This window comes from Brenneria sp. hezel4-2-4 (assembly GCF_013155275.1).
In the GTDB taxonomy this organism is placed as follows: Bacteria; Pseudomonadota; Gammaproteobacteria; order Enterobacterales; family Enterobacteriaceae; genus Brenneria.
This window is the reverse complement of sequence record NZ_JABJXS010000003.1, coordinates 466,920-490,743: the sequence shown is the minus strand read 5'-3', so window position 1 is coordinate 490,743 and position 23,824 is coordinate 466,920. Positions and strand designations below refer to the sequence as shown.

The window sequence follows — 23,824 nt, the reverse complement described above, 5'->3', positions numbered from 1 at the left end:
AACAAACATAGCGCGGATAAATGACGTTGATGGGCGACTATCGATTGCCGATAGCCGCTCTCCGCCCCTATAATGGAACGAGTTATCACAGAAATCTTAGGATATGAAGGAGTTTAGCTATGGCTGTAACTAAGCTGGTACTGGTAAGACACGGTGAGAGCCAGTGGAACAACGAAAACCGCTTCACCGGCTGGTACGATGTTGACCTGTCCGAAAAAGGCCGTGCAGAAGCGAAAGCCGCCGGTAAGCTGCTTAAAGACGAAGGTTTTGCTTTCGACTTTGCTTACACCTCGGTGCTGAAACGCGCTATTCACACACTGTGGAATGTACTGGACGAGTTGGACCAAGCCTGGCTGCCGGTGGAAAAATGCTGGAAACTGAATGAACGTCATTACGGTGCTCTGCAAGGTCTGAACAAGGCCGAAACCGCTGAGAAATACGGCGACGAGCAAGTAAAACAGTGGCGTCGCGGCTTTGCTGTTACCCCGCCGGAACTGACTCGCGATGACGAACGTTTCCCAGGGCACGATCCGCGTTACGCGTCGCTGAGCGACAAAGAGCTGCCGCTGACTGAAAGCCTGGCGCTGACCATTGAACGTGTTGTTCCTTACTGGAATGAAACCATCCTGCCGCGCATCAAAAGCGGTGAGCGTGTCATTATCGCCGCTCACGGCAACTCGCTGCGTGCGCTGGTTAAATACCTGGACAACATGGGTGAAGATGAAATCCTTGAACTGAATATCCCAACCGGCGTGCCGTTGGTTTATGAGTTTGATGAAAACTTCAAGCCGATCAAACATTACTACCTGGGTAATGCTGATGAAATCGCCGCAAAAGCCGCGGCGGTAGCGAATCAGGGTAAAGCCAAGTAAAATTACCTGGTTTAAAAAAAACCCGGCCGATAAAGCCGGGTTTTTTATTGACCGTTATTCCGCCATTATCTGCTGCGGCGCTCACGCACCGCCGACGCCAACTGACGCAACAGCGCTTGCGTATCTTCCCATCCGATACAGGCATCCGTGACGCTGCGGCCATAGACCAGCGGTTCATTACTCTCCAGATCCTGATTGCCTTCAACCAGATGGCTTTCCACCATCACCCCTATAATCGCTTTTTCGCCCTGTGCAATCTGGCCGCTGACGTCTTCACATACGTCCATCTGCTTTTTAAACTGCTTGCAGCTGTTCGCATGGCTGAAGTCAATCATCACCTGTGGCGACAACCCGGCTTTCTCCAGCCCCGCCTTTACCTCTTTAACATGTTGCGCACTGTAATTCGGCGTTTTGCCGCCACGCAGAATAATGTGGCAGTCGCTGTTGCCGCTGGTATTAACGATGGCCGAATGCCCCCACTTGGTGACGGACAGGAAGCAGTGCGGCGCGCTGGCCGCATTTATTGCGTCAATGGCAACCTTGATGGTGCCGTCAGTGCCGTTCTTAAAACCGACCGGGCAGGACAGGCCGGAGGCCAACTCACGATGCACCTGAGATTCGGTCGTCCGGGCGCCGATAGCCCCCCAGCTCATCAGATCCGCAAGATATTGCGGTGTGATCATATCCAAAAACTCACCGGCGGCAGGCATACCGGAATCATTAATATCCAGCAGTAATTGACGTGCGATACGCAGACCGTCGTTGATCTGGAAACTATGATCCATATGAGGATCGTTAATCAGCCCTTTCCATCCCACCGTCGTGCGCGGTTTTTCAAAATAAACCCGCATCACCACTTCCAGATCGTCATTTAGTTCATGACGTAACTCAAGCAGGCGGGCAGCATATTCCTTGGCGGCTTTAGGATCGTGAATCGAACATGGGCCAATAACCACCAGCAAACGATCATCATTGCCGTTCAGAATTTTGTGAATGGCAGTTCGCGCGAACGAGACGGTTTCCGCGGCACGATCGGTCGCCGGGAATTTCTCCAACAGGGCGACGGGTGGCAAAAGTTCTTTAATCTCTTTAATCCTTAAATCATCATTCTGGTAATTCATAATAATTCCATCGATTCCAAAGCGGTATTTTTGACCCATATCCAACGCACGATATACAAGATAGCGAATAGATTGAAAAACTGAGCTGCCATAATGCAAGTTGACTATTATATGCCAAGCAGGCGACTTCATCGCGCTGAAATAGGCTATGTTTACATGATCAAATGCTTTCAGATGCGGAATAAGGTGTATTTTCACCATACGGAGCGCGCACGGCCTACGTAATATACACAGGCAGGCGCTTTTGATATCGCGTCAAAGCGCACAACATTGATAATCAGCAGAATATTTTTTCACCGCCGATTGCAGTACAGTGACAGGGTAATCGGCTTATACACCACTCAGGATGGACTATGGCGCATTCCCACCACCATGCAGAATCGGGCAACAGTAAACGTCTGCTCGCCGCATTTATTGTTACCGCGACGTTTATGGTGGCGGAAGTTATCGGCGGCCTGCTTTCCGGCTCGCTGGCGCTGCTTGCCGACGCCGGTCACATGCTGACCGATGCCGCGGCGCTGTTTGTCGCTCTGCTGGCCGTGCGTTTCGCGCAGCGTAAGCCCAACGCGAATCATACGTTTGGCTATCTGCGCCTGACCACTCTCGCGGCTTTTGTTAATGCGCTGACGCTGGTGGTTATTACCGCATTTATATTCTGGGAAGCCATACGGCGCTTCTATGATCCTCAGCCGGTGGCCAGTGTGCCGATGCTGATTATTGCCGTGGCCGGTTTGCTGGCGAATATTGCCGCGTTCTGGTTATTGCATCACGGGAGCGAAGAAAAAAACATTAATGTCCGGGCGGCGGCGCTGCACGTACTGGGCGATTTGCTAGGTTCAGTGGGGGCGATTATCGCCGCGTTGGTTATTCTGTTTACCGACTGGACGCCGATTGACCCCATATTGTCGATATTGGTGTCCTGCCTGGTGTTGCGTAGCGCATGGGCGCTGATGAAAGAGAGTATTCACGAGTTACTGGAAGGCACGCCCGGCCAGATAAGCGTTGATGCGCTGAAGAAAGATCTGACGCTGAATATCCCGGAAGTACGCAATATTCATCATGTGCATCTGTGGCAGGTGGGCGAAAAGCCGTTAATGACGCTGCATGCGCAGGTGATCCCGCCTTACGATCATGACGCGTTGCTGAAACGTATTCAGGAATATCTGTTGAAAAATTATCAAATCGGTCATGCCACGATTCAGATGGAGTATCACCACTGTGATGATGACCACTGCGACATTCATCACGCAGCAGGCCATCATCATTGAGGCCGTTACGGCCTGGCGTGTGATAACGGACTGGAGCGGTTTTCCTGCGCGCTTTTAATCCACAGCCAGGAACCGTTCAGCGCAATCAGCGTCAGAATAGCGTATTCCACCGCCATGGCGTACACCCCCTGATAGGCGAAAATCACCACGCAAATAACATCAATGACCACCCACAGCAGCCAGTTTTCAACGTACTTACGCGTCATCAGGATCATCGCGACAATCGACAAGACCATCATCGTGGAATCCCAGAACGGAAAAGCATCCGGCTGGAGTTCCGGCATCTGTACACCTAATCCGAGCGCTTGCATGCCTGAAACCGCCATGCGCGTCAGAACGGCGAAAACGGCGTCGATATAAAACGTCATTAACCCGATGGCGACCACACTCACGGCAGACCAGCCGATCAGCTTCGGCAAGGGAAGCCAGCGAATTTTAAGCTCAACTTCGTGAGACTCGGTTTTGCGCGTCCAGGCGTACCAACCATAAATATTGGCGGCAAAAAAGAAAATTTGCAGCAGCAGGCTGGCATAGAGTTGGATCTGGAAAAAAATCACCGCAAACAGCGTGACGTTAATCAAACCAAACAGGTAGTTAATGGTTTTTTCCAGACTTGCCAACCAGATACAAAGTAACCCAAACAGCGTGCCTATCGCTTCTATCCAGGAAAGATCGTATCCCCCCGTCCCCAAAGGAATATGAACCAAAATATTACTGGTACTGAAAAAGTCCATCTCGCCATCCTGTCTGAGTAATAATGCGCTAATTTATTTTTTACGTTGCCTACGCATAAATGAAAATCACGATCTATCAGGCATTTCCGCGTACACGTAGTTTCAGTGTAGCAGCGAATTCGAGCATTCTGTTTAACGGGATCAACGCGCCTTCCCTCAGCGCGGCATCGACGTGAATTTCATGTGCCTCCCCGCCCTGTTCCAGGCCCTGAGCAATCGCTTGCAAACCGTTCATCGCCATCCAGGGGCAATGCGCGCAGCTGCGGCAGGTTGCGCCCTCGCCGGCGGTCGGCGCTTCCAGTAAGGTTTTACCCGGACATGCCTGCTGCATTTTATAAAAAATGCCGCGATCGGTAGCCACAATCAGTTCCCGCTGAGGCAAGGTTTGGGCGGCCTGAATAAGCTGGCTGGTGGAACCGACGGCATCGGCCATCTCCACGACGCTCTGCGGTGATTCCGGATGCACTAAAATAGCGGCGTCGGGATACAGCGCTTTCATGCGCCTTAATGCCTGAGTTTTAAATTCATCATGCACAATACAGGCGCCCTGCCAGCACAGCACATCGGCGCCGGTTTGCTTTTGCACATAACTGCCCAGATGACGATCGGGCGCCCAGATAATCTTTTCGCCCAGGCTATCCAGATGTTCAATCAACTCCACCGCGATGCTGGAGGTCACTACCCAATCCGCACGCGCTTTTACCGCCGCTGACGTATTGGCGTACACCACGACGGTGCGATCGGGATGACTGTCGCAAAAACGATTGAACGCTTCAATGGGGCAACCGAGATCGAGCGAACATTCAGCCTCAAGCGTTGGCATCAGCACGGTTTTTTCCGGGTTAAGGATTTTTGCCGTTTCCCCCATAAAACGAACCCCCGCGACCAACAGCGTCGATGCGGGGTGCGTACTGCCAAAGCGCGCCATCTCCAGCGAGTCGGCGACACAGCCGCCGGTTTCCTCGGCCAGGGATTGAATTTCCGGATCGGTGTAATAATGCGCCACCATCACCGCATTTCGCTGCTGCAATAAGACTTTTATCCTGCTACGGTAATGTTGCTTTGCTTCAGCCGATAACGGCTTAGGCTTCGCAGGAAAGGGGTAAATCGTTTCATTGCTATCAAAAAGGATGCTCATTATGGGTTTCCATGATGACAACGCTGAGATCTGAAACAGCAAAAGCCGCCTAACTCAGATCGTAATGTTTTTTATCCTAAACAAAATACCGAAAAAAAAGCCTTGAGTCGCCATTTTTTGTCTAAAAATCGATAATTTGTTTATTTAACTTAAAATGAAACGATAACGTCGGCTTTATTCTTCAACCAAAGAGCCGCTGCCAATACAGCGAGATGGGAATAACCAGCAACAACGCCGGCAGAAAATTCACCACGGCAAATAACTTAATCTGGGCAATCCGCAATCCTACCGCGATCATAATAATGCCGCCGCAGGCAGAAAAATCGCCTGTCGAGACCACCGTCATAAACGGCATTATCAACTTGGCGGAGAAAAACAGTAACGATTGGATAATAAGCTGGGGAATGACGATCGACATGACCGCAAAGCCAAGCGTAATAGAGAAAATCAACGCGGTAAAAACATCCAGCGCCGACTTGATGATCAGTAATTGATAATCGCCAGTGAGCCCTTCGGTCAAGGCCCCGACTACCCCTGTCCCGCTGGCGCAAAACAGCACGATCAGCGCCGTAAAGTTCTGCGCGTAAACATCCTGCGGCAAGCGGTGTTCAGGCGCTGGCAGTACGCGGCTAAGCACGCGTTGGATCGCCATACCCGCCTGCTGAACGCCATATTCCATACGGCACAACTCACCAACCGCAACGCCGATGATGACCGCCAGCGCCACCGCCGGCAGTTGCTGGACTTTAATCACCAGCGTCACGCCCATTGCTATCGACACCATGGCAAATGCAGGAGGCAGACCATCTTGTAAACGTTGCGGGATAAAACGCCGCAATGCGATACCCAACCCGCCACCGATGAGGATTGCGGCACCATTAATCAAAGGACCTATCATCAAAACTCCCTAACCACTGCGATACGAGCTTATTACGCGACAACCGAGACCAACTTCACCGGAGTTGAAACAAACCGACTGGCTGGCTTTAGCGGGCCATTGCGCCAGGCCAAGGGAACGTAATATACCGTAAACCATCAGGTAACGCTGAGCAGGTCGTGCCGAAAAGACCTAAAAGTCAGGTTTGATTCAAGATTAGAAATTGATTTTTGTCTGGGCAGGAAAATCAGGAAGTGGTGGGTCGTGCAGGATTATTCGGCCTACGGCCTCACCCTTCGGGTCAACGCTTGCGCGTTGTTCAAAATCGACGATATCGATTTTGTCGAACCTTACGGTTCTCATCCTCACGATTCTAAACCGCTTTCCTAATTTGAAATTGGTGGGTCGTGCAGGATTCGAACCTGCGACCAATTGATTAAAAGTCAACTGCTCTACCAACTGAGCTAACGACCCGCTGTGCGGAACTGCTAATAAAACTGACTGCCGTAATGGGTGGGTCGTGCAGGATTATTCGGCCTAAGGCCTCACCCTTCGGGTCAACGCTTGCGCGTTGTTCAAAATCGACGATATCGATTTTGTCGAACCTTACGGTTCTCATCCTTCACGATTCTAAACCGCTTTTCTTAATTTGAAATTGGTGGGTCGTGCAGGATTCGAACCTGCGACCAATTGATTAAAAGTCAACTGCTCTACCAACTGAGCTAACGACCCCAATTCATGCTGCTTTAGCGTTTCGTTCTTGCCTTGGCAACGGCGGCATATATTACTAATTTAAATTTTCAGCGCAACCTATTTTCCATAAAAACGGTTCGACTGCTTATTCTTCAAACGTTAAGGCACAAAAATCACTCATAACGAGCAACTTTTGTGCCTGTGAAAAGCGATCACGATGCAGATAGGCGTTTTTGAGCCTGTTTGGCGCTTTCAGTATTGGGGTACAATTTTACGACCTGCTGGTAAACGGCTTTGGCTTTATCGGCCTGCCCTTTTTCCTGCATGATCACCCCGACTTTCAGCAAGGCTTCCGCACTTTTTGGGGATTTAGGATAGTTTTTTACTACATTGGCAAAGTAGTAGGCGGCGTCGTCTTTATTGCCCTTGTTGTAATTCAACTGCCCGAGCCAGTAATTGGCATTGGGCTGATAGGTCGAATCCGGGTATTTTTTGACGAAAGCCTGAAATGCGCTGATGGCCTGATCGTACTGTTTTTTCTCCAGCACCAGGGCGACAGCCTCATTGTAATCCGTGTTGACATCACCGGTACTGGCCGGCGCCGCACTCGTTGCGGCACCGGTATTCGACCCCGCAGCAGGCGCGTTATCTGACGGCGCAGTTGATGATGTCTGCGAGTTCAATCCATCAATTTGCTGATAGATCTGTTTTTGCCGTTCAACAACCTGATTCAGTTGATACTGACTTTCCTGAATCTGCCCGCGTAAATTATCAATATCACGCTGCGTATCAGAAAGCTGTTGCTGAAGTTGAGTTAAAAGCTGGCTGTGAGCGTTGGAAATACGCTCCAGTTGCGTGACTCGATCTTCCACCGAGCCAGAGCCGACATTACTGATTGGCGCAGCCAGGACAGTAGCGGCCCAGGGGGCCGCTACGCCAACCAGTAACGACAGACCCAACAAGTGACGTCTGAAGTTACTGCTCATGCGATTCTCTTAATAGACCAGAACGGCACGACGGTTTTTGGCATAAGCCGCTTCGTCATGACCCAGAACGGCTGGTTTTTCTTTACCGTAAGATACGATAGAGATTTGATCGGAAGAAACGCCTTTACCTTGCAGATACATTTGTACCGCGTTGGCGCGACGTTCACCCAGAGCGATGTTGTATTCCGGCGTACCGCGTTCATCCGCGTGACCTTCGATAGTCACTTTGTAAGACGGGTTGCTACGCAGGAATGACGCGTGCGCGTCCAGCATTTGAGCGAAATCGGAACGAATATCGTACTTGTCCAGATCGAAGTAAACGATATTGTTACGCTGTAATTCCTGCATCTGTAGACGAGCCTGCTCAGAAGAAGACGCATTGCCGTCCATCATACCGTTACTGCCGCCAGCGGCGCCGATTGAAGACTGATCATTGTCCGCATTTTTGTTAGAGCTACATGCGGCAACTGCCAGTACCGGCAGAGCCAACATCAGGCCTTTCAGCACTTTATTGAATTGCATCTCGTTATGTCCTTTAAATGGTTTATTGTACATATCTGCACTTATAGATACGGCGACCAGGCAGGGAATTTAACCTGTCCATCCGTCGCCGGAAGACGCGCTTTGAAACGCCCATCTGTCGAGACTAGCTGTAACACGGAACCCAGCCCTTGTTTGGAGCTATAGATAACCATGGTGCCATTAGGCGCGATGCTTGGCGTTTCGTCCAGGAACGTGTCCGTTAATACTTGTACGGCGCCCGTTACCAGATCCTGTTTGGCAATATGCTGAACGCCGCTATTGGAGCCAACCATTACCAGAAATTTACCATCGGCGCTCACTTCAGAATCCTGATTTTGGGCGCCTTCCCAAGTCAGACGTTGAGGTGAACCGCCGTTCACATTCATTTTATAAACCTGAGGACGACCGGCCTGATCCGAAGTATAGGCCAGAGTCTGACTATCCGGGAACCAGCTCGGTTCCGTGTTATTGCTGCGTCCGTCGGTTACCTGACTCATTTGGCCGGAGCTGAGATTCATGACGTACAGATTCAGGCTGCCGCTCTTGGACAGGGCAAACGCCAGTTTGCTGCCGTCAGGAGAAAAAGAAGGCGCTCCGTTATGACGCGGGAAAGAAGCGACCTGACGAATCGCGCCGTTTGCCAGCGTCTGGATAACCAGCGCCGAACGTCCGCTTTCAAAGGTAACGTAAGCCAGTTTGCTGCCGTCCGGCGACCAGGCGGGAGACATCAAAGGTTCGGGAGAGCGGTGCACCACAAACTGGTTGTAGCCGTCATAGTCCGCAACGCGCAGTTCATAAGGGAACTGACCGCCGTTGGTCTGCACGACATAAGCGATACGGGTACGGAACGCGCCTTTGATGCCGCTCAGTTTTTCAAATACTTCATCACTGGCGGTATGCGCGGCATAACGCAACCATTGTTTGGTCACTTTGAACTGATTCTGCGCCAATACGCTACCGGGATTGCCGGAGGTATCAACCAGTTGATAAGAGATAACGTAGCTGCCGTCGGCGCTGGGCTGTACCTGACCGACAACCACGGCGTCGATACCCAGCGCGGTCCAGGCGGCAGGCGTCACTTCGGATGCCGTTGCGGGTTGCTGGGGCATACGGCTGGCATCGATCGGATTGAACTTACCGCTGTTACGCAAATCGGCGCCCACGATACCGCCGATATCCTCAGGCGCGGCGCCCGGCCCCGCCCATTTGAACGGCACAACGCCGATCGGACGCGCGGAGTCTACCCCCTGGGTAATCTCGATACGAACTTCCGCGTGCGCTACCGCGGCAAACAGCATCAAAAAGCTTAATGCAACTTTAAATACCTGCTTCATTTGATCTCCCTTATCCAGACGCGAAGTCTACGATAAATATACCCTTCATCTTTCAAGTTGCAGGCGCGTTGGCTGCTCGAATTATTCGGCCCTTTTCTGGGCCTCAGCCGCCGCAAGCAGCGTTCAAATCTGCTCCAGCAAAGTTGTCACCCGAGTTACTTACTGATGTAAGCTCCTGGGATTCGTTCGATTGCCGTATTCCTGCACCTTGAAATATATTGGCTACAGCAGAATTTTAACAAAAACAAACCAATGTTAACAAAACACCATAACCTGGTTTGCTTACCATAGTAATAATCTTAAACCCATATCGGTAAACAGCCCGGATTACTGCGGTTTAAAGTCTATCGGTGCATTTTTGAAAGCCTCATAAACATCCGTACTTGGCGGTCTCGGAATTCTGGCTTGCCTTGCCGCAGCAATCGCCGCCTGACACAATGCGGGATCGCCGCCTTCAGCATTCACATCGATCAACAAGCCATCTGGCGCAAGTTTGATACGTAATGTGCAGGTTCGTCCTTTATAGAGCTGCCAGTCATAAAACTTGCTTTGGATAGCCGCCCGAACCTGACTGCCGTAGCTGTCCAGCGCCGCGCCGGACGCGCCGCTTTGTTTGTTGTTTCCAACGCCGGCCGGCGCGCCGCCGCCTGATCTGGGGGCATTTTTTGATGATGCCAGTCCGCCCAGCAAATCATCAACGGCGCTTTCCTGTTTAGCCGCTTCCGCGGCCGCCCTCTTTTTCTCATCCGCCGCTTTTTTTGCCGCTGCGGCGGCTTCAGCTTTCTTTGCGGCCTCAGCCGCGGCTTTCTGTTTTGCCAATTCAGCGGCTTTTGCCGCCTCTGCTTTGGCGGCTTCCGCCGCTTTCTGCTTCGCCGCCTCGGCAGCGGCTTTGGCTTCCTCTTCCGCTTTTTTCTTCGCGGCCGCCGCTGCGGCTTGCTGTTGAATTTCTTGTTCGGCTTTTCTCTTCGCATCAGCGGCGGCTTTCGCCTGTTGTTCCGCATCGGCTTTCGCTTTCGCCGCGGCGGCCTCGGCCTGCTTCTGCTGCTCTCTCGCCTGTTGCGCGGCGGCTTCCGCCTGCTTACGCTGCTGCTCCTGTTCCTGCGCCTGCTGTTTAGCCTCTTCCTGCGCCTGCAAACGCTCTCTTTCCAGCTCTTTCAGCCGCTGTTGCTCTGCCGCCTGCTTCTGCTGTAGTTCTTCCGCCTGTTGCTCAGCCTGTTTTTTACGCAACTGTTCGGAACGCTGAGCATCGGTCTGCTGTTGCTGCTGACGGTTGTATTGCTCGGCAACGGCGCTGGGATCGACCATGACGGCATCAATTGACGAGCCGCCTCCGCCTCCGCTGGCTTCCATCGTTTGCGTAAACGAGCTCCAGATCAGCAAAGCAATCAGTAGGACATGCAGAACCACCGAAATAATAACGGCGCGTTTCAGCTTGTCGTTTTGTTCGGTTGCTTTTAGCACAATCGATTCCCAAAAACAGTGTTGCCAGAAATATGCTCAATGTACATCGCGCTGATTCAGATTGGTTGCGTCATCAGCCCAACGGATTTGACCCCAGCCTGATGCAGCAGGTTCAGTGCTTTAATAATTTCATCATAAGGAACATCTTTTGCACCGCCAATCAAAAACACCGCTTTGGGGTTTGCCGCCAGACGCGTCTGCGCTTCAGCAATAATCTGTTCCGCCGGAAGCTGCTCCATCCGGTTCTGCTCCACCACCAGGCTATACTGCCCGACGCCGGAAACCTCGACGATGATCGGCGGGTTATCATTACTGGAAACCGTTTTTGAATCCGTCGCGTCCGGTAAATCAACCTCGACGCTCTGCGTGATAATCGGTGCGGTGGCCATGAAAATCAGCAACAACACCAGCAGGACGTCCAGTAATGGAACAATGTTGATCTCGGACTTCAGTTCACGACGCCCTCTGCGTACTCGTGCCATGCTGCCCCCTGATTATTTGCCGCTATCGCTGGAGAAAGCTTGACGGTGCAGGATGGCGATGAACTCTTCCATAAAGTTGTCATAGTTCTGCTCCAGCTTGTTGACGCGCTGATTAAGACGGTTATACGCCATAACCGCGGGGATAGCGGCGAACAGACCGATCGCCGTGGCAATCAAGGCTTCAGCGATACCCGGCGCCACCATCTGCAAGGTTGCCTGCTTCACCGCGCCCAGCGCGATAAAGGCATGCATGATCCCCCAGACGGTGCCAAACAGGCCGATATACGGACTGATGGAACCTACCGTACCCAGAAACGGAATATGCGTTTCCAGCGTTTCCAGCTCACGGTTCATGGAAATACGCATCGCGCGCGATGCCCCTTCCACCACGGCTTCCGGCGCATGATTGTTGGCGCGGTGCAAACGGGCAAATTCTTTGAAACCGGAATAGAAGATTTGTTCCGTACCCGTCAGGCTATCGCGGCGGGTCTGGCTTTCCTGATACAGTCGGGACAACTCGATGCCGGACCAGAACTTATCCTCAAACGCTTCCGCATCACGCGTCGCCGCATTCAGAATTCGGGTTCGCTGAATGATAATCGCCCAGGAAGCAATGGAAAAACAGATTAAAATCAGCATGATTAGTTTGACCAGAAGGCTTGCCTTCAGGAACAAATCAAGAATGTTCATGTCAGTCACTGCTTAAACTCCGCGACAATAGACTTAGGAAGCGCAATTGGCTTCATTTGAGATGGATCGATACATGCGATCAAAACTTCGGCATGGCTCAATAAGGTACCATGTGAATTGAGAATGCGCTGTGCGAACGTCAGCGAAGCGCCGCGGATCGAAACGATCTCGCTTTGCACTTCCAACAGGTCGTCAAGGCGCGCCGGGGCAAGATACTCCACCGTCATCCGGCGAACAGCAAAAGCAACATGCTCACTCATTAAAGCTTGCTGGTGAAAATTGCGCTCACGCAACATTTCGGTTCTCGCCCTTTCATAAAAGGCGACATACCGCGCGTGATAGACAACACCACCCGCATCAGTGTCTTCAAAATAGACCCTAACTGGCCAGCGGAACAACGTATTACTCACTCTATATCCCGGTAATGCACTAAACATCGTTACTATACGCAAGAGAAATGAGGTTTGGAATGGATTGTAACAGCGGAAAGAAAATAATTATGGGTTGCAGGCAACCCATAACAAAATGGAATAGAGGGCTATTTTAGCGAAAGAAGTAATACAAACCTGCGGCCAGGATCACAAAGGCCGGAAGGGGCGCGAAAAACGCGCGCCAGCGCAGCCGCCGAGGACGAAAACCAACGCCGTGAACCACGCCGGCGCACACCGCCCAAATCAGCAAAAACCCCTGCCATACCGCCAGTTCGCTGGTACGCGCGGCAAAGCGCGACGGATCCCAGAAAACGCAGCCGGCCACCAGCAGCGCCATGATCAGGGAAAGAGCCCGTAACGGGCTCTTATCCATCAGGCGATAGAGTCTATCGACCAAATCACTCATTGTGTTTTATCTTCACTCTCTTTGCTTGCCTCGCTCTGCTCAAGCGCCAGGGCGGTAATAATCCCCAGTGAACAAGCAAGAAGCGTTCCGAGTATCCAAGCGAAATACCACATAAATTAAGCTCCTTACTTAGTACATCGAATGAGTGTTTTGCTCAATATGTTCTTTGGTGATGCGTCCGAACATTTTGTAGTAACACCACGCGGTATAAGAAAGCACAATCGGGACGAAAATGATCGCGACGATGGTCATGACTTTCAGGGTCAACAGGCTTGAGGTCGCATCCCACATGGTCAGGCTGACATTCGGCACCGTAACAGACGGCATGATGAACGGGAACATCGCAACGCCGGCCGTCAGAATCACACAGGCAATGGTCAATGAGGAGAACAGGAATGCCCACGCGCCTTTCTCGGCCCGCGCCATGGCGATAGTCAGCAAAGGCAGCACCACGCCCAACGCCGGAATAGCCCACAGCACAGGATGATTGTTGAAGTTAATCAGCCAGGCGCCAGCCTGATGCGCGACTTCTTTATGCAGCGGGTTGGACTCGGCCGCCGTGTTCATAACCGACGTCACCACATAACCATCAATGCCGTAAACCACCCACACGCCCGCCAGCGCGAACGTCACCATCATCACCAGCGCAGAAATCTGCGCCGCCGATTTTGTACGCACGTGCAGATCGCCCGTCGTACGCATCATCAGATAGGTCGCCCCCTGCGCCACAATCATCGTCAGGCTGACAATACCCGTCAGCAGGCCGAACGGATTGAGAAGCTGGAAGAAGTTTCCGGTGTAGTACAGTCGCAGATATTCATCCACATGGAACGGCACGCCCTGCAACAGGTTACCGAACGCCACACCGATCACCACCGGCGGAACGAAGCTACCGATGAAGATGCCCCAATCCCACATGCCGCGCCAGCGCGGATTTTCGATTTTTGAACGATAGTCAAAACCGACGGGACGGAAGAACAACGATGCCAATACCAGAATCATCGCAATGTAAAAACCGGAAAACGCAGCGGCATACACCATCGGCCAGGCGGCAAATAGCGCGCCGCCCGCGGTGATCAGCCACACCTGGTTTCCATCCCAATGCGGCGCGATACTGTTGATCATCACCCGGCGTTCCGTGTCGCCACGGCCCATCAGTCGAACCAACACCCCCACGCCCATGTCAAAACCATCGGTGATGGCGAAACCAATCAGCAGAATGCCAATCAACAGCCACCAGATAAAACGCAATACTTCATATTCGAACATAGTGGACTCCTGTTTACCGTGCTTCCTGCGCAACCGCTATGGGCTGTTCAAAGTGGTAACGCCCTGTTTTCAGGCTGCTTGGCCCCAGACGCGCGTACTTGAACATCAGATACATTTCCGCGACCAGGAACAGCGTATACAGGCCGCAAATCAGCGCCATAGAGAACAGGATATCCCCTGCCGTCAATGATGAGGTGGCGACCGCGGTCGGCAGTATTTCACCAATCGCCCAGGGTTGACGGCCATACTCAGCGACGAACCAGCCCGCTTCTACGGCAATCCACGGCAGAGGGATGCCATACAGCGCGGCGCGATGCAGCCATTTTTTCTCGCCGATTTTTCCACGCAGCACAGTCCAGAAAGACAGGCCGATGATAATCAGCATCAAAATGCCGCACGCCACCATGATACGGAAAGAGAAATACAGCGGCGCAACGCGTGGAATGGAATCTTTGGTCGCCTGCTGAATCTGCGCTTCCGTCGCATCGGACACGGTTGGCGTATAGCGTTTCAGCAGCATACCGTAACCCAGATCCTGCTTGGACTGGTTGAAGGCTTCTTTAACGGCGGGATCGGTGTTGCCCGCACGCAGTTCTTCCAGCAATTGATAAGCCTTCATACCATTACGGATACGCACCTGATGCATTTCCATCAGTTCTTTCAGGCCGGTCACTTGTTTATCGGTGGAACGCGTGGCAATCAGCCCCAGCACATACGGGATCCTGATGGCATAGTTGTTTTCCATATTATCCTGATTCGGCAAACCAATCAGGGTAAAGGAGGCCGGCGCAGGCTGGGTTTCCCATTCAGCTTCGATGGCGGCGAGTTTGGTTTTCTGTACGTCCCCCATTTCATAACCGGACTCATCGCCGAGGACGATAACGGATAAAACGGAAGCCATGCCGAAGCTGGCGGCAATGGCAAAAGAACGTTTGGCGAAAGCGATATCACGGCCTTTCAGCAGATAGTAAGAGCTGATACCCAGAATGAACATCGCGCCGGTACAGTAACCCGCGGCGACCGTATGAACGAATTTCACCTGAGCAACCGGGTTCAACACCAGATCGGCAAAGCTCACCATTTCCATACGCATGGTTTCAAAGTTGAAATCAGAGGCGATAGGGTTTTGCATCCAGCCGTTGGCCACCAGGATCCATAGCGCAGAGAAGTTGGAGCCGAGCGCGACGAGCCAGGTAACCGCCATGTGTTGTACTTTTCCCAATCGGTCCCAGCCGAAGAAGAACAGACCAACAAAGGTAGATTCGAGGAAGAATGCCATCAGGCCTTCAATGGCCAGCGGCGCGCCAAAAATATCCCCGACGTAATGCGAGAAATATGACCAGTTGGTACCAAACTGAAACTCCATCGTCAGCCCGGTCGCGACGCCCAGAGCAAAGTTAATTGCAAATAACTTGCCCCAGAACTTAGTCATATCTTTATAGATTTGTTTGCCGGACAGCACATATACCGTTTCCATAATCGCCAGCAAAAACGCCATCCCCAGCGTTAATGGCACGAATAGAAAATGGTACATCGCGGTTAAGGCAAACTGTAAGCGTGACAGTTCGACTATATCAAACATCTTGACTCCTTGCTCCTCGCAGGAAGGTTTTAGCTTGCAGGATCCCGCAAGCCGCTAAACACCCGTCAGTGAACACCCAAAAAGAACACAACATTAAATTACTTCAGCCCAGGCTTTAGCAAACGCCGGTAAATTGGCGAATCAAACAGCAAGCCAAAGAAAAATCACAAATATTGCCAGTATCGTATCCTACAGAGTATCAGTATATTACGCCTGTAATCCCCTACAATAAATAGGTTTTTACGTGACATGGATTGGGTTTTTGGTTGCAAATCATTTTACCGGCAAACCCGGTGTTTCTGAATAATTGATTTGGCGCAATTTAAGCTTATTTTTTAAAATATATCCATAGGTGAATTTTGATCTAAAACAAATTAACTCCTTTTTGTTAATTAATGGTTTGCGTTAATTTCACACTTACCTGCATTGTTAAATATATGTGATTTTATAGTTTAAATTAAAATCAAGCCGGTAATATATTTTTCACTTTAATATCGATTATTCATCCTGAATGCGTTTCCGTTCCATTCCTGCACTTTTTAGTCATGTGCTTTGTTTATAGACCATAATTAAGTATTTTTATTGTTAGCGTATTGTTATATGAAATTAACAAAAATCATTACTCATTAGAACTGGCTGAATACATTAATTTTTCTCTATAAAAAAAGCCACCCTGAGGTGGCTAAACATGTCGAACGTTAACAGCATTACATTAATAACGATTGTGTTATTCGCTCATCAGCGGGAAAGCACGGATTTTACCGCCTCGCCGATATCGGCCAGACTGCGCACCGTTTTTACCCCGGCCGCCTCCAGCGCGGCAAACTTATCGTCAGCGGTGCCCTTACCGCCGGCGATAATCGCCCCGGCGTGCCCCATGCGCTTGCCTTTCGGCGCGGTTACGCCCGCAATGTAGCTGACCACCGGTTTCGTCACGTGATCTTTGATATAGGCCGCGGCTTCTTCTTCCGCCGTCCCGCCTATTTCACCGATCATCACAATCGCTTCAGTCTGCGGATCCTGCTCAAACAGTTTCAGGATATCAATGAAGTTGGAACCGGGGATCGGATCGCCGCCGATGCCCACACAGCTCGATTGCCCCAAACCGGTATCGGTGGTCTGTTTTACCGCTTCATACGTCAGGGTGCCGGAACGGGAAACAATACCCACTTTCCCCGGCAGATGGATGTGACCGGGCATGATGCCGATCTTACACTCGCCGGGCGTAATAACCCCCGGACAGTTCGGGCCGATCATCCGTACGCCGCTCTGATCCAGCCTGACCTTGACCGTCAGCATATCCAGCGTCGGGATACCTTCCGTAATACAAATAATCAGCTCGATACCGGCGTCAATCGCTTCCAGAATAGAGTCTTTACAAAACGGCGCCGGCACATAGATCACCGAAGCCGTCGCCCCGGTGGCTTCAACGGCTTCACGCACCGTATTGAAAACCGGCAGACCGAGATGTTCCGTACCGCCTTTACCCGGCGTTACGCCTCCCACCATCTGCGTACCGTAAGCAATCGCCTGCTCGGAGTGAAAAGTCCCCTGACTACCGGTAAAACCCTGGCAGATAACTTTGGTGTTTTTATCGATCAGAATGGACATTATTTACCCCCCGCTGCCGCAACAACTTGCTGGGCCGCATCCGTCAGGCTGGTCGCCGCGATAATATTCAGGCCGCTCTCCGCCAGCTTTCTGGCGCCCAGTTCGGCGTTATTCCCTTCCAGGCGAACGACTACCGGTACATTGACGCCGACTTCGGAAACCGCGCCGATGATACCGTCGGCGATTAAATCGCAGCGCACGATGCCGCCGAAAATATTGACCAACACCGCGTTGACTTTGTCGTCGGACAGGATGATTTTGAACGCTTCCGTCACCCGCTCTTTGGTTGCGCCGCCCCCCACATCAAGGAAGTTGGCCGGTGCGCCGCCGTGTAGTTTGACGATATCCATGGTGCCCATTGCCAGACCGGCGCCGTTCACCATGCAGCCAATGTTGCCGTCCAGCGCCACATAGTTGAGTTCCCATTGGGCGGCATGCGCTTCACGGGAATCTTCCTGACTCGGATCGCGCATTTCACGCAGTTCAGGCTGGCGGAACAAGGCGTTGCCGTCGGCCGCCAATTTACCGTCCAGACAAATCAAATCGCCCTGTTTGGTAATCACCAGCGGATTGATCTCGACCAGCGCCAAATCACGCTCCAGGAACATCGTCGCCAGCCCCATGAAGATTTTGGTGAACTGCGCCACCTGCTTGCCGCTTAAGCCTAATTTAAAGGCCAGTTCGCGCCCCTGATAGGGCTGCGGCCCGGTCAGCGGATCCAGCGCGGCTTTATAAATCAGCTCGGGCGTTTCTTCCGCGACTTTCTCAATCTCTACGCCGCCTTCCGTTGACGCCATGAACACCACCCGGCGACTGCCGCGGTCAACCACCGCGCCCAGATAGAGTTCTTTGTCAATGTCGGTGGCCGCCTCCACCAGAATCTGATGAACGGGCTGCCCTTGCGCATCCGTTTGATACGTCACTAGGTTTTTACCCAGCCAGCTTTCTGCGAATGCGCGGATATCCTCTTTATTGCCGACGACTTTTACCCCGCCGGCTTTACCGCGTCCGCCCGCGTGAACCTGGCATTTCACCACCCACGGGCCGACACCGATTTTCGATGCGGCTTCTTCCGCCTCGCGAGGTGTCGTACAGGCAAAGCCGACCGGCGCCGGTAACCCATATCGAGCAAATAATTGTTTTGCCTGATACTCATGTAGATTCATGATGTTCTATCCATTCAGGTTTAAAGATATGCCTATCTTATATTTATTGATAACGCCGCCGACAAGGCGGCCTGCATAGCACATACATAGATAAAGGGCGGTAAGCATTCGATGGCTTACCGCCCAATGGATCAGATATCCAACAGCAAACGCGTGGGATCTTCCAGCAGTTCTTTTATCGTCACCAGGAAGCCCACGGACTCACGGCCGTCAATCAGACGATGATCGTAGGACAGCGCCAGATACATCATCGGCAGAATGACCACCTGGCCTTCCACCGCCATCGGACGATCTTTAATCGCATGCATACCCAGAATGGCGCTTTGCGGTGGGTTAATGATCGGGGTGGACATCAGCGAACCAAAGACGCCGCCGTTGGTAATAGTGAAATTCCCCCCGGTCAGTTCTTCCACGGTCAACTTACCATCACGACCTTTCAGCGCCAACTCTTTGATCTTCTTCTCGATCTCGGCCATGCCCAGCCTATCTGCATCTTGCAGAACCGGCGTAACCAGACCGCGCGGCGTCGACACCGCAATACTGACATCAAAATAGCTGTGGTAAACCACGTCTTCGCCATCAATGGAAGCATTCACTTCCGGGAAGCGCTTCAGCGCCTCAACCACCGCCTTGATATAGAAAGACATGAAGCCTAACCGGATGCCGTGGCGCTTCTCAAACACTTCGCCGTACTGCTTGCGCAAATCCATGATGGGTTTCATGTTGACTTCATTAAACGTCGTCAGCATCGCGGTGCTGTTTTTCGCTTCCAGCAAGCGCTCCGCCACGCGTTTACGCAAGCGCGTCATCGGTACGCGTTTTTCGCTGCGGCCGCCAGGGGCAGCAGGGGCAGACTCGGTAGCCGGAGCGGGAGACGCGGCGGGCTTTTCCTCTTTCCCGGCATCTTTCTTGCGCGCCGCCAGATGTTTCTCGACATCTTCGCGGGTAATTCGCCCGCCGACGCCGCTGCCTTTAATCGCGGAAGCATCCAGGTCGTGTTCCGCAATCAGGCGGCGGATCGCCGGGCTGAGCGCATCGTTATTTTCCTCTTCCAGCGCGGCCGTATGGCGCTGTGCCGGCGTGGACTCCTTACTCTGAGACTTCTCGCTGGTTTCTTTGCCGGAACTGTCGCCCGGACGCAGGCGGGCCAGCACCTGACGAGAGGTTACCGTGGCGCCTTCATCTTCCAGAATCGCATCCAGAATACCGGCTTCAGACGCCGGTACTTCCAGGATGACTTTGTCGGTTTCAATCTCGACCAGCACTTCATCACGCTGGACGCTATCGCCCGGTTTTTTATGCCAGGTAGCCACGGTTGCATCGGCTACCGATTCAGGCAGGTCAGGGACGAGAATATCTACGCTACTCATTATCTATCCTTTTATTTAATCAACGTTCAGCGCGTCATTAACCAGAGCTTGCTGCTGTTTCTGGTGTACGGACAAATAGCCAACGGCGGGTGAAGCGGAGGCTGGACGTCCGGCGTAACGTAAAGAAGCCCCGAATGGTATGACTTCACGGAAGTGGTGCTGGCTGCAATACCAGGCCCCCTGGTTCAGCGGCTCTTCCTGACACCACACGAAATCATGTACGTGGGAGAACGGCTCCAGCGCTGCCTGCACCGCCTGGTGCGGGAAAGGATAGAGTTGTTCGATACGCACCACGGCCACATCTTTTTGATCATTTTTACGACGCTGTTCCACCAGATCATAATAAACCTTACCGGAACAGAGAACGACGCGCTTGATCGCCTTGGGATCCAGATCGTCAACCTCGCCGATCGCCGGCTGGAAATGACCGTTGGCCAGTTCATCCAAAGAGGAAATAGCCAGCGGGTGACGCAACAGCGATTTCGGCGACATCACAATCAACGGACGACGCATGCCGCGCAACGCCTGACGGCGCAGCATGTGATAAACCTGGGCCGGCGTGGACGGAATACAAACCTGCATATTCTGTTCGGCGCACAATTGCAGATAACGTTCAAGCCTGGCCGAGGAGTGCTCAGGCCCCTGTCCTTCATACCCGTGCGGCAACAGCATCACCAGCCCACACATCCGGCCCCACTTCTGCTCGCCAGAACTGATGAACTGATCGATGACCACCTGGGCGCCGTTGGCGAAATCGCCAAACTGCGCTTCCCAAATGGTCAGCGTGCGCGGCTCCGCCGTCGCATAGCCGTATTCAAACGCCAATACCGCTTCCTCGGAAAGCACGGAGTCCCAGACTTTGAATTCGCCCTGCGCATTATGCACATGTTCGAGCGGCGTATACCCCGAACCATTCTTCTGATTATGCACCACCGCATGGCGATGGAAGAACGTGCCGCGGCCGGTGTCTTCGCCTGACAGGCGCACCGAAATCCCGTCATCAACCAGCGTGGCATAGGCCAGCATTTCCGCCCCGCCCCAGTCAAACGGCTTATTGCCGTTGGCCATTTCCGCCCGATCGTGATACACCTTGGCCACCCGCGGCTGCATATCTATCGCCTCGGGAATTTCGCTGATGCGTTTGGCAAGCTCCTGCAAGCGCTTCATTTCAACCTTGTTCGGGTAGGGTTCGTCCCATTCGTGATTCAGATAGGGCGACCAGGTGAAGGACTGCATGTCCATCTCGCGCCACTCGTCCACCACGCATTCCCCGTCATCCAGCGCATCGCGATACAGATTGACCATCTCGGTGGCGTCTTCCAACGTGACCACCTGTTGCTGTTCCAGGCGATCCGCATACACTTTACGCGGCGTCGGATGCTTTTTGATTTTCTGGTACATCATCGGCTGAGTGGCGCTCGGCTCATCCGCTTCGTTATGGCCGTGCCGACGGTAGCAAATCAGATCGATAAACACATCGCGCTTAAAGGTATTACGGAAATCCAGCGCCAGACGGGTAACAAAGGCCACCGCTTCCGGATCGTCCGAATTAACGTGGAAAATAGGCGCCTGAACCATTTTACCGATATCCGTACAGTATTCCGTGGAACGGATATCCAGCAGGTTCGAGGTGGTGAAACCGATGCGGTTGTTAATCACGATACGCAACGTTCCGCCCACTTCATAACCGCGCACTTTGGACATGTTCAGCGTTTCCTGCACCACGCCCTGTCCGCTGATGGCCGCGTCCCCATGAATGGTAACCGGCAGAACCAGCGTACCGACCGGATTATCCAGCCGGTCGAGCCGCGCGCGCACCGAACCGGTCACCACCGGACTGACAATCTCCAGATGCGAAGGGTTGAAGGCCAGCGCCAGATGCACCAGCCCGCCCTCCGTTTCCAGATCCGAGGAGAACCCCTGATGGTATTTCACATCACCGGTGCCCAAATGCTCTTTATGCTTGCCGGCGAACTCATCAAACAAATCCTGCGGCTTTTTCCCCAACACGTTAATCAGCACATTCAGACGGCCCCGGTGCGCCATGCCCAGCACCACTTCACGCGTGCCGTTATTGCCCGCATGATGAACCATCTCTTTCAGCATCGGCACTAATGCATCGCCCCCTTCCAGCGAGAAACGCTTGGCGCCGGGGAATTTCGCGCCGAGATAACGCTCCAGCCCTTCCGCCGCGGTCAGCTCTTTCAGGAAACGTTTTTTCTCATCGGCGCTAAAGGACGGCTGCCCCATCACGGACTCAATACGGTGCTGGATCCAGCGTTTTTCTTCCGTATTGGTGATGTGCATGTATTCCGCCCCGATCGGCCCACAGTAGGTCTGTTTCAGCGCTTGATACAGTTCACCCAGTTGCATGGTGTCCTTGCCGATGGCAAACGACCCCACGTTAAAGGTTTCCTGCAAATCATCCTGCGTCAGATTGTGATAATCGAGATCTAGTTCGGGCACCGGGATCTGAGTGCGTAAATTCAAGGGATCGAGATTGGCCTGCTGGTGACCGCGGAAACGGAAAGCATTGATCAACTGCAATACCTTAACCTGCTTCGCATCACTATCAGGATCGGTAATCGACGAGGTGTGACGTGAAGAATCTTTCGCCAGACGGCGAAAATATTCCCGTGTCTTGGAATGAAATTGATCCGGTTTGATCCCAGCCGTTGGCAACTGCTGGAAGATCGAGCGCCAGCTGAGATCGATAGAATCCGGGTCAGTTAAAAAATCTTCATAGAGCTGCTCTATGTAGGACTGGTTCGCGCCCGCCAGATAGGAGGAATCCAGCCAGGCCTTCATTGCGCCGTTCTGCATTATGATCCCTTAAGCTAATAAGCTTCAGTTTTCGCCGTGGTTAACATGTCAATCGTGCCGTATAAAATCGGTTGCCGTAAAAACGGTTCGCTTGCCGTACATCCGTACGCGCTGTCAAGGCATCCACTACCTTTTAAGGAACCTTTAAAAACCGCTTCTGACGCGTAAGCCGGTTTTTAAAGGTTTCCTGCCATCCCCCGGAGCTTGGCGGCTTCCGGGGGATATGCCGGTCTTTACTACATCACCTGTTCCGTCACGGCCGTCTGGTTACCCATTACGCTGTAGCAACATGGATTTAATATGACCAATCGCCCGCGTCGGGTTAAGCCCTTTCGGACAAACACTGACGCAATTCATAATGCTGTGACAGCGGAATACGCTGAAAGCATCGTCCAGATTGTCCAGGCGCGGCTTGGTTTCCGTATCGCGGCTGTCAATCAGGAAGCGGTATGCGGCCAACAGGCCCGCAGGGCCGACAAACTTATCCGGGTTCCACCAGAACGACGGACAAGACGTTGAACAACAGGCGCACATGATGCATTCATACAACCCATCCAGTTTCGCCCGTTGCTCCGGTGATTGCAGATGCTCGCGCGCCGGTGGATTCTTCCCATTATTCAACAGGTAAGGTTTTATTTTCTCATATTGGGCATAGAATTGCCCCATGTCCACTACCAAATCACGCACAACCGGCAATCCAGGCAGGGGGCGGACGACAATTTTGCCGTTTCCGCGCCGCAGCGCTGAAATCGGCGTGATGCAGGCCAGCCCGTTTTTACCGTTCATGTTAACACCGTCTGAACCGCAAACCCCCTCGCGGCACGAACGGCGAAATGACAACGTTGGGTCCTGTTCTTTCAGCAGAATCAGGGCATCCAGCAACATCATGTCGCGCCCCTCCTCCGCATCCAACTGGTAGTCCTGCATCCGCGGCGCATCATCGGCATCCGGGTTATAGCGATAAATGGAAAATTCAAGTTTCATCAAT

The 23,824-nt window shown here is 52.6% G+C and carries 22 protein-coding genes, 2 tRNA genes and 2 other RNA genes; 2 read left to right on the top strand and 24 right to left on the bottom strand.

Annotated elements, in window-relative coordinates; genetic code table 11:
- Positions 1-119: 119 nt before the first annotated feature.
- A complete protein-coding gene (gene gpmA, locus HOY33_RS09025) occupies positions 120-872 on the top strand; it encodes a 2,3-diphosphoglycerate-dependent phosphoglycerate mutase (RefSeq protein WP_172289872.1) in 753 nt (250 codons plus the stop codon).
- A gap of 65 nt (positions 873-937) precedes the next feature.
- On the opposite strand, the gene aroG is transcribed toward gpmA, so the two are convergent.
- A complete protein-coding gene (gene aroG, locus HOY33_RS09020) occupies positions 938-1,993 on the bottom strand; it encodes a 3-deoxy-7-phosphoheptulonate synthase AroG (protein WP_172289871.1) in 1,056 nt (351 codons plus the stop codon).
- A gap of 353 nt (positions 1,994-2,346) precedes the next feature.
- On the opposite strand from aroG, the gene zitB reads away from it, so the two are divergent.
- Positions 2,347-3,261, top strand: coding sequence for a CDF family zinc transporter ZitB (zitB, locus tag HOY33_RS09015; protein WP_172289870.1), 915 nt, complete (start codon positions 2,347-2,349; stop codon positions 3,259-3,261).
- A gap of 5 nt (positions 3,262-3,266) precedes the next feature.
- On the opposite strand, the gene pnuC is transcribed toward zitB, so the two are convergent.
- The 23 genes from pnuC to HOY33_RS08900 form a co-directional block, all read right to left on the bottom strand.
- Positions 3,267-3,995 carry a nicotinamide riboside transporter PnuC gene (pnuC, locus tag HOY33_RS09010; protein ID WP_172289869.1) on the bottom strand — a complete coding sequence of 243 codons (729 nt, stop codon included), beginning with the start codon at positions 3,993-3,995 and terminating at the stop codon, positions 3,267-3,269.
- Positions 3,996-4,071: 76 nt separating this feature from the next.
- The gene (gene nadA / locus HOY33_RS09005; RefSeq protein WP_172289868.1) at positions 4,072-5,133 is read right to left on the bottom strand and encodes a quinolinate synthase NadA; all 1,062 of its coding nucleotides are present in this window, start codon (positions 5,131-5,133) and stop codon (positions 4,072-4,074) included.
- A 181-nt stretch (positions 5,134-5,314) separates the two neighbouring features.
- Positions 5,315-6,031 (bottom strand): DUF554 domain-containing protein, encoded by a 717-nt coding sequence (locus tag HOY33_RS09000; RefSeq protein WP_172289867.1) that lies wholly within the window; start codon positions 6,029-6,031, stop codon positions 5,315-5,317.
- Between the two features lie 234 nt (positions 6,032-6,265).
- Positions 6,266-6,393, bottom strand: a non-coding RNA gene (locus HOY33_RS08995) — RtT sRNA.
- A 15-nt stretch (positions 6,394-6,408) separates the two neighbouring features.
- A tRNA-Lys gene (locus tag HOY33_RS08990) sits at positions 6,409-6,484 on the bottom strand.
- 37 nt (positions 6,485-6,521) lie between these two features.
- Positions 6,522-6,650, bottom strand: a non-coding RNA gene (locus HOY33_RS08985) — RtT sRNA.
- 16 nt (positions 6,651-6,666) lie between these two features.
- A tRNA-Lys gene (locus HOY33_RS08980) sits at positions 6,667-6,742 on the bottom strand.
- A gap of 173 nt (positions 6,743-6,915) precedes the next feature.
- Positions 6,916-7,689 carry a cell division protein CpoB gene (gene cpoB / locus HOY33_RS08975; protein ID WP_172289866.1) on the bottom strand — a complete coding sequence of 258 codons (774 nt, stop codon included), beginning with the start codon at positions 7,687-7,689 and terminating at the stop codon, positions 6,916-6,918.
- A gap of 9 nt (positions 7,690-7,698) precedes the next feature.
- Entirely contained in the window at positions 7,699-8,211 is a 513-nt protein-coding gene (gene pal, locus HOY33_RS08970; RefSeq protein ID WP_172289865.1) for a peptidoglycan-associated lipoprotein Pal, read from the bottom strand.
- A gap of 41 nt (positions 8,212-8,252) precedes the next feature.
- Positions 8,253-9,545, bottom strand: a complete 1,293-nt coding sequence (gene tolB / locus HOY33_RS08965; protein ID WP_172289864.1) for a Tol-Pal system beta propeller repeat protein TolB — start codon at positions 9,543-9,545, stop codon at positions 8,253-8,255.
- 327 nt (positions 9,546-9,872) lie between these two features.
- A complete protein-coding gene (tolA, locus tag HOY33_RS08960) occupies positions 9,873-11,006 on the bottom strand; it encodes a cell envelope integrity protein TolA (protein WP_172289863.1) in 1,134 nt (377 codons plus the stop codon).
- 56 nt (positions 11,007-11,062) lie between these two features.
- A complete protein-coding gene (tolR, locus tag HOY33_RS08955; RefSeq protein WP_172289862.1) occupies positions 11,063-11,488 on the bottom strand; it encodes a colicin uptake protein TolR in 426 nt (141 codons plus the stop codon).
- A gap of 12 nt (positions 11,489-11,500) precedes the next feature.
- Complete coding sequence (gene tolQ / locus HOY33_RS08950) at positions 11,501-12,187, bottom strand: Tol-Pal system protein TolQ (protein WP_172289861.1); 687 nt, start codon at positions 12,185-12,187, stop codon at positions 11,501-11,503.
- Positions 12,184-12,588, bottom strand: a complete 405-nt coding sequence (ybgC, locus tag HOY33_RS08945; protein ID WP_172289860.1) for a tol-pal system-associated acyl-CoA thioesterase — start codon at positions 12,586-12,588, stop codon at positions 12,184-12,186. Before ybgC ends, tolQ begins: the two co-directional genes overlap by 4 nt.
- Positions 12,589-12,721: 133 nt before the next feature.
- Positions 12,722-13,015 carry a cyd operon protein YbgE gene (gene ybgE, locus HOY33_RS08940; protein WP_172289859.1) on the bottom strand — a complete coding sequence of 98 codons (294 nt, stop codon included), beginning with the start codon at positions 13,013-13,015 and terminating at the stop codon, positions 12,722-12,724.
- The gene (gene cydX, locus HOY33_RS08935; protein WP_172289858.1) at positions 13,012-13,128 is read right to left on the bottom strand and encodes a cytochrome bd-I oxidase subunit CydX; all 117 of its coding nucleotides are present in this window, start codon (positions 13,126-13,128) and stop codon (positions 13,012-13,014) included. Before cydX ends, ybgE begins: the two co-directional genes overlap by 4 nt.
- A gap of 16 nt (positions 13,129-13,144) precedes the next feature.
- The gene (cydB, locus tag HOY33_RS08930; RefSeq protein WP_172289857.1) at positions 13,145-14,284 is read right to left on the bottom strand and encodes a cytochrome d ubiquinol oxidase subunit II; all 1,140 of its coding nucleotides are present in this window, start codon (positions 14,282-14,284) and stop codon (positions 13,145-13,147) included.
- Between the two features lie 13 nt (positions 14,285-14,297).
- Entirely contained in the window at positions 14,298-15,866 is a 1,569-nt protein-coding gene (gene cydA / locus HOY33_RS08925; RefSeq protein ID WP_172289856.1) for a cytochrome ubiquinol oxidase subunit I, read from the bottom strand.
- 738 nt (positions 15,867-16,604) lie between these two features.
- A complete protein-coding gene (gene sucD / locus HOY33_RS08920; RefSeq protein WP_172289855.1) occupies positions 16,605-17,477 on the bottom strand; it encodes a succinate--CoA ligase subunit alpha in 873 nt (290 codons plus the stop codon).
- Positions 17,477-18,643 carry an ADP-forming succinate--CoA ligase subunit beta gene (sucC, locus tag HOY33_RS08915; protein ID WP_172289854.1) on the bottom strand — a complete coding sequence of 389 codons (1,167 nt, stop codon included), beginning with the start codon at positions 18,641-18,643 and terminating at the stop codon, positions 17,477-17,479. The genes sucD and sucC overlap by 1 nt, the downstream gene beginning before the upstream one ends.
- A gap of 131 nt (positions 18,644-18,774) precedes the next feature.
- Complete coding sequence (gene odhB, locus HOY33_RS08910) at positions 18,775-20,013, bottom strand: 2-oxoglutarate dehydrogenase complex dihydrolipoyllysine-residue succinyltransferase (RefSeq protein ID WP_172289853.1); 1,239 nt, start codon at positions 20,011-20,013, stop codon at positions 18,775-18,777.
- Positions 20,014-20,028: 15 nt separating this feature from the next.
- Positions 20,029-22,836: a 2-oxoglutarate dehydrogenase E1 component gene (gene sucA, locus HOY33_RS08905; RefSeq protein ID WP_172289852.1), complete on the bottom strand. Its 2,808-nt coding sequence runs from the start codon at positions 22,834-22,836 to the stop codon at positions 20,029-20,031.
- Positions 22,837-23,103: 267 nt separating this feature from the next.
- The gene (locus tag HOY33_RS08900) at positions 23,104-23,820 is read right to left on the bottom strand and encodes a succinate dehydrogenase iron-sulfur subunit (RefSeq protein WP_172289851.1); all 717 of its coding nucleotides are present in this window, start codon (positions 23,818-23,820) and stop codon (positions 23,104-23,106) included.
- Between the last annotated feature and the right edge of the window lie 4 nt (positions 23,821-23,824).

Excerpts from the sequence above, each read along its gene's own strand:
- cydB (WP_172289857.1), bottom strand. The coding sequence starts at position 14,284 with ATGTTCGAATATGAAGTATTGCGTTTTATCTGGTGGCTGTTGATTGGC.
- aroG (WP_172289871.1), bottom strand. The coding sequence starts at position 1,993 with ATGAATTACCAGAATGATGATTTAAGGATTAAAGAGATTAAAGAACTT.
- pal (WP_172289865.1), bottom strand. The coding sequence starts at position 8,211 with ATGCAATTCAATAAAGTGCTGAAAGGCCTGATGTTGGCTCTGCCGGTA.
- tolR (WP_172289862.1), bottom strand. The coding sequence starts at position 11,488 with ATGGCACGAGTACGCAGAGGGCGTCGTGAACTGAAGTCCGAGATCAAC.
- gpmA (WP_172289872.1), top strand. The coding sequence starts at position 120 with ATGGCTGTAACTAAGCTGGTACTGGTAAGACACGGTGAGAGCCAGTGG.
- HOY33_RS08900 (WP_172289851.1), bottom strand. The coding sequence starts at position 23,820 with ATGAAACTTGAATTTTCCATTTATCGCTATAACCCGGATGCCGATGAT.
- sucD (WP_172289855.1), bottom strand. The coding sequence starts at position 17,477 with ATGTCCATTCTGATCGATAAAAACACCAAAGTTATCTGCCAGGGTTTT.
- odhB (WP_172289853.1), bottom strand. The coding sequence starts at position 20,013 with ATGAGTAGCGTAGATATTCTCGTCCCTGACCTGCCTGAATCGGTAGCC.
- ybgE (WP_172289859.1), bottom strand. The coding sequence starts at position 13,015 with ATGAGTGATTTGGTCGATAGACTCTATCGCCTGATGGATAAGAGCCCG.
- zitB (WP_172289870.1), top strand. The coding sequence starts at position 2,347 with ATGGCGCATTCCCACCACCATGCAGAATCGGGCAACAGTAAACGTCTG.
- tolB (WP_172289864.1), bottom strand. The coding sequence starts at position 9,545 with ATGAAGCAGGTATTTAAAGTTGCATTAAGCTTTTTGATGCTGTTTGCC.
- pnuC (WP_172289869.1), bottom strand. The coding sequence starts at position 3,995 with ATGGACTTTTTCAGTACCAGTAATATTTTGGTTCATATTCCTTTGGGG.
- sucC (WP_172289854.1), bottom strand. The coding sequence starts at position 18,643 with ATGAATCTACATGAGTATCAGGCAAAACAATTATTTGCTCGATATGGG.
- HOY33_RS09000 (WP_172289867.1), bottom strand. The coding sequence starts at position 6,031 with ATGATAGGTCCTTTGATTAATGGTGCCGCAATCCTCATCGGTGGCGGG.
- nadA (WP_172289868.1), bottom strand. The coding sequence starts at position 5,133 with ATGAGCATCCTTTTTGATAGCAATGAAACGATTTACCCCTTTCCTGCG.
- cydX (WP_172289858.1), bottom strand. The coding sequence starts at position 13,128 with ATGTGGTATTTCGCTTGGATACTCGGAACGCTTCTTGCTTGTTCACTG.
- sucA (WP_172289852.1), bottom strand. The coding sequence starts at position 22,836 with ATGCAGAACGGCGCAATGAAGGCCTGGCTGGATTCCTCCTATCTGGCG.
- cpoB (WP_172289866.1), bottom strand. The coding sequence starts at position 7,689 with ATGAGCAGTAACTTCAGACGTCACTTGTTGGGTCTGTCGTTACTGGTT.
- cydA (WP_172289856.1), bottom strand. The coding sequence starts at position 15,866 with ATGTTTGATATAGTCGAACTGTCACGCTTACAGTTTGCCTTAACCGCG.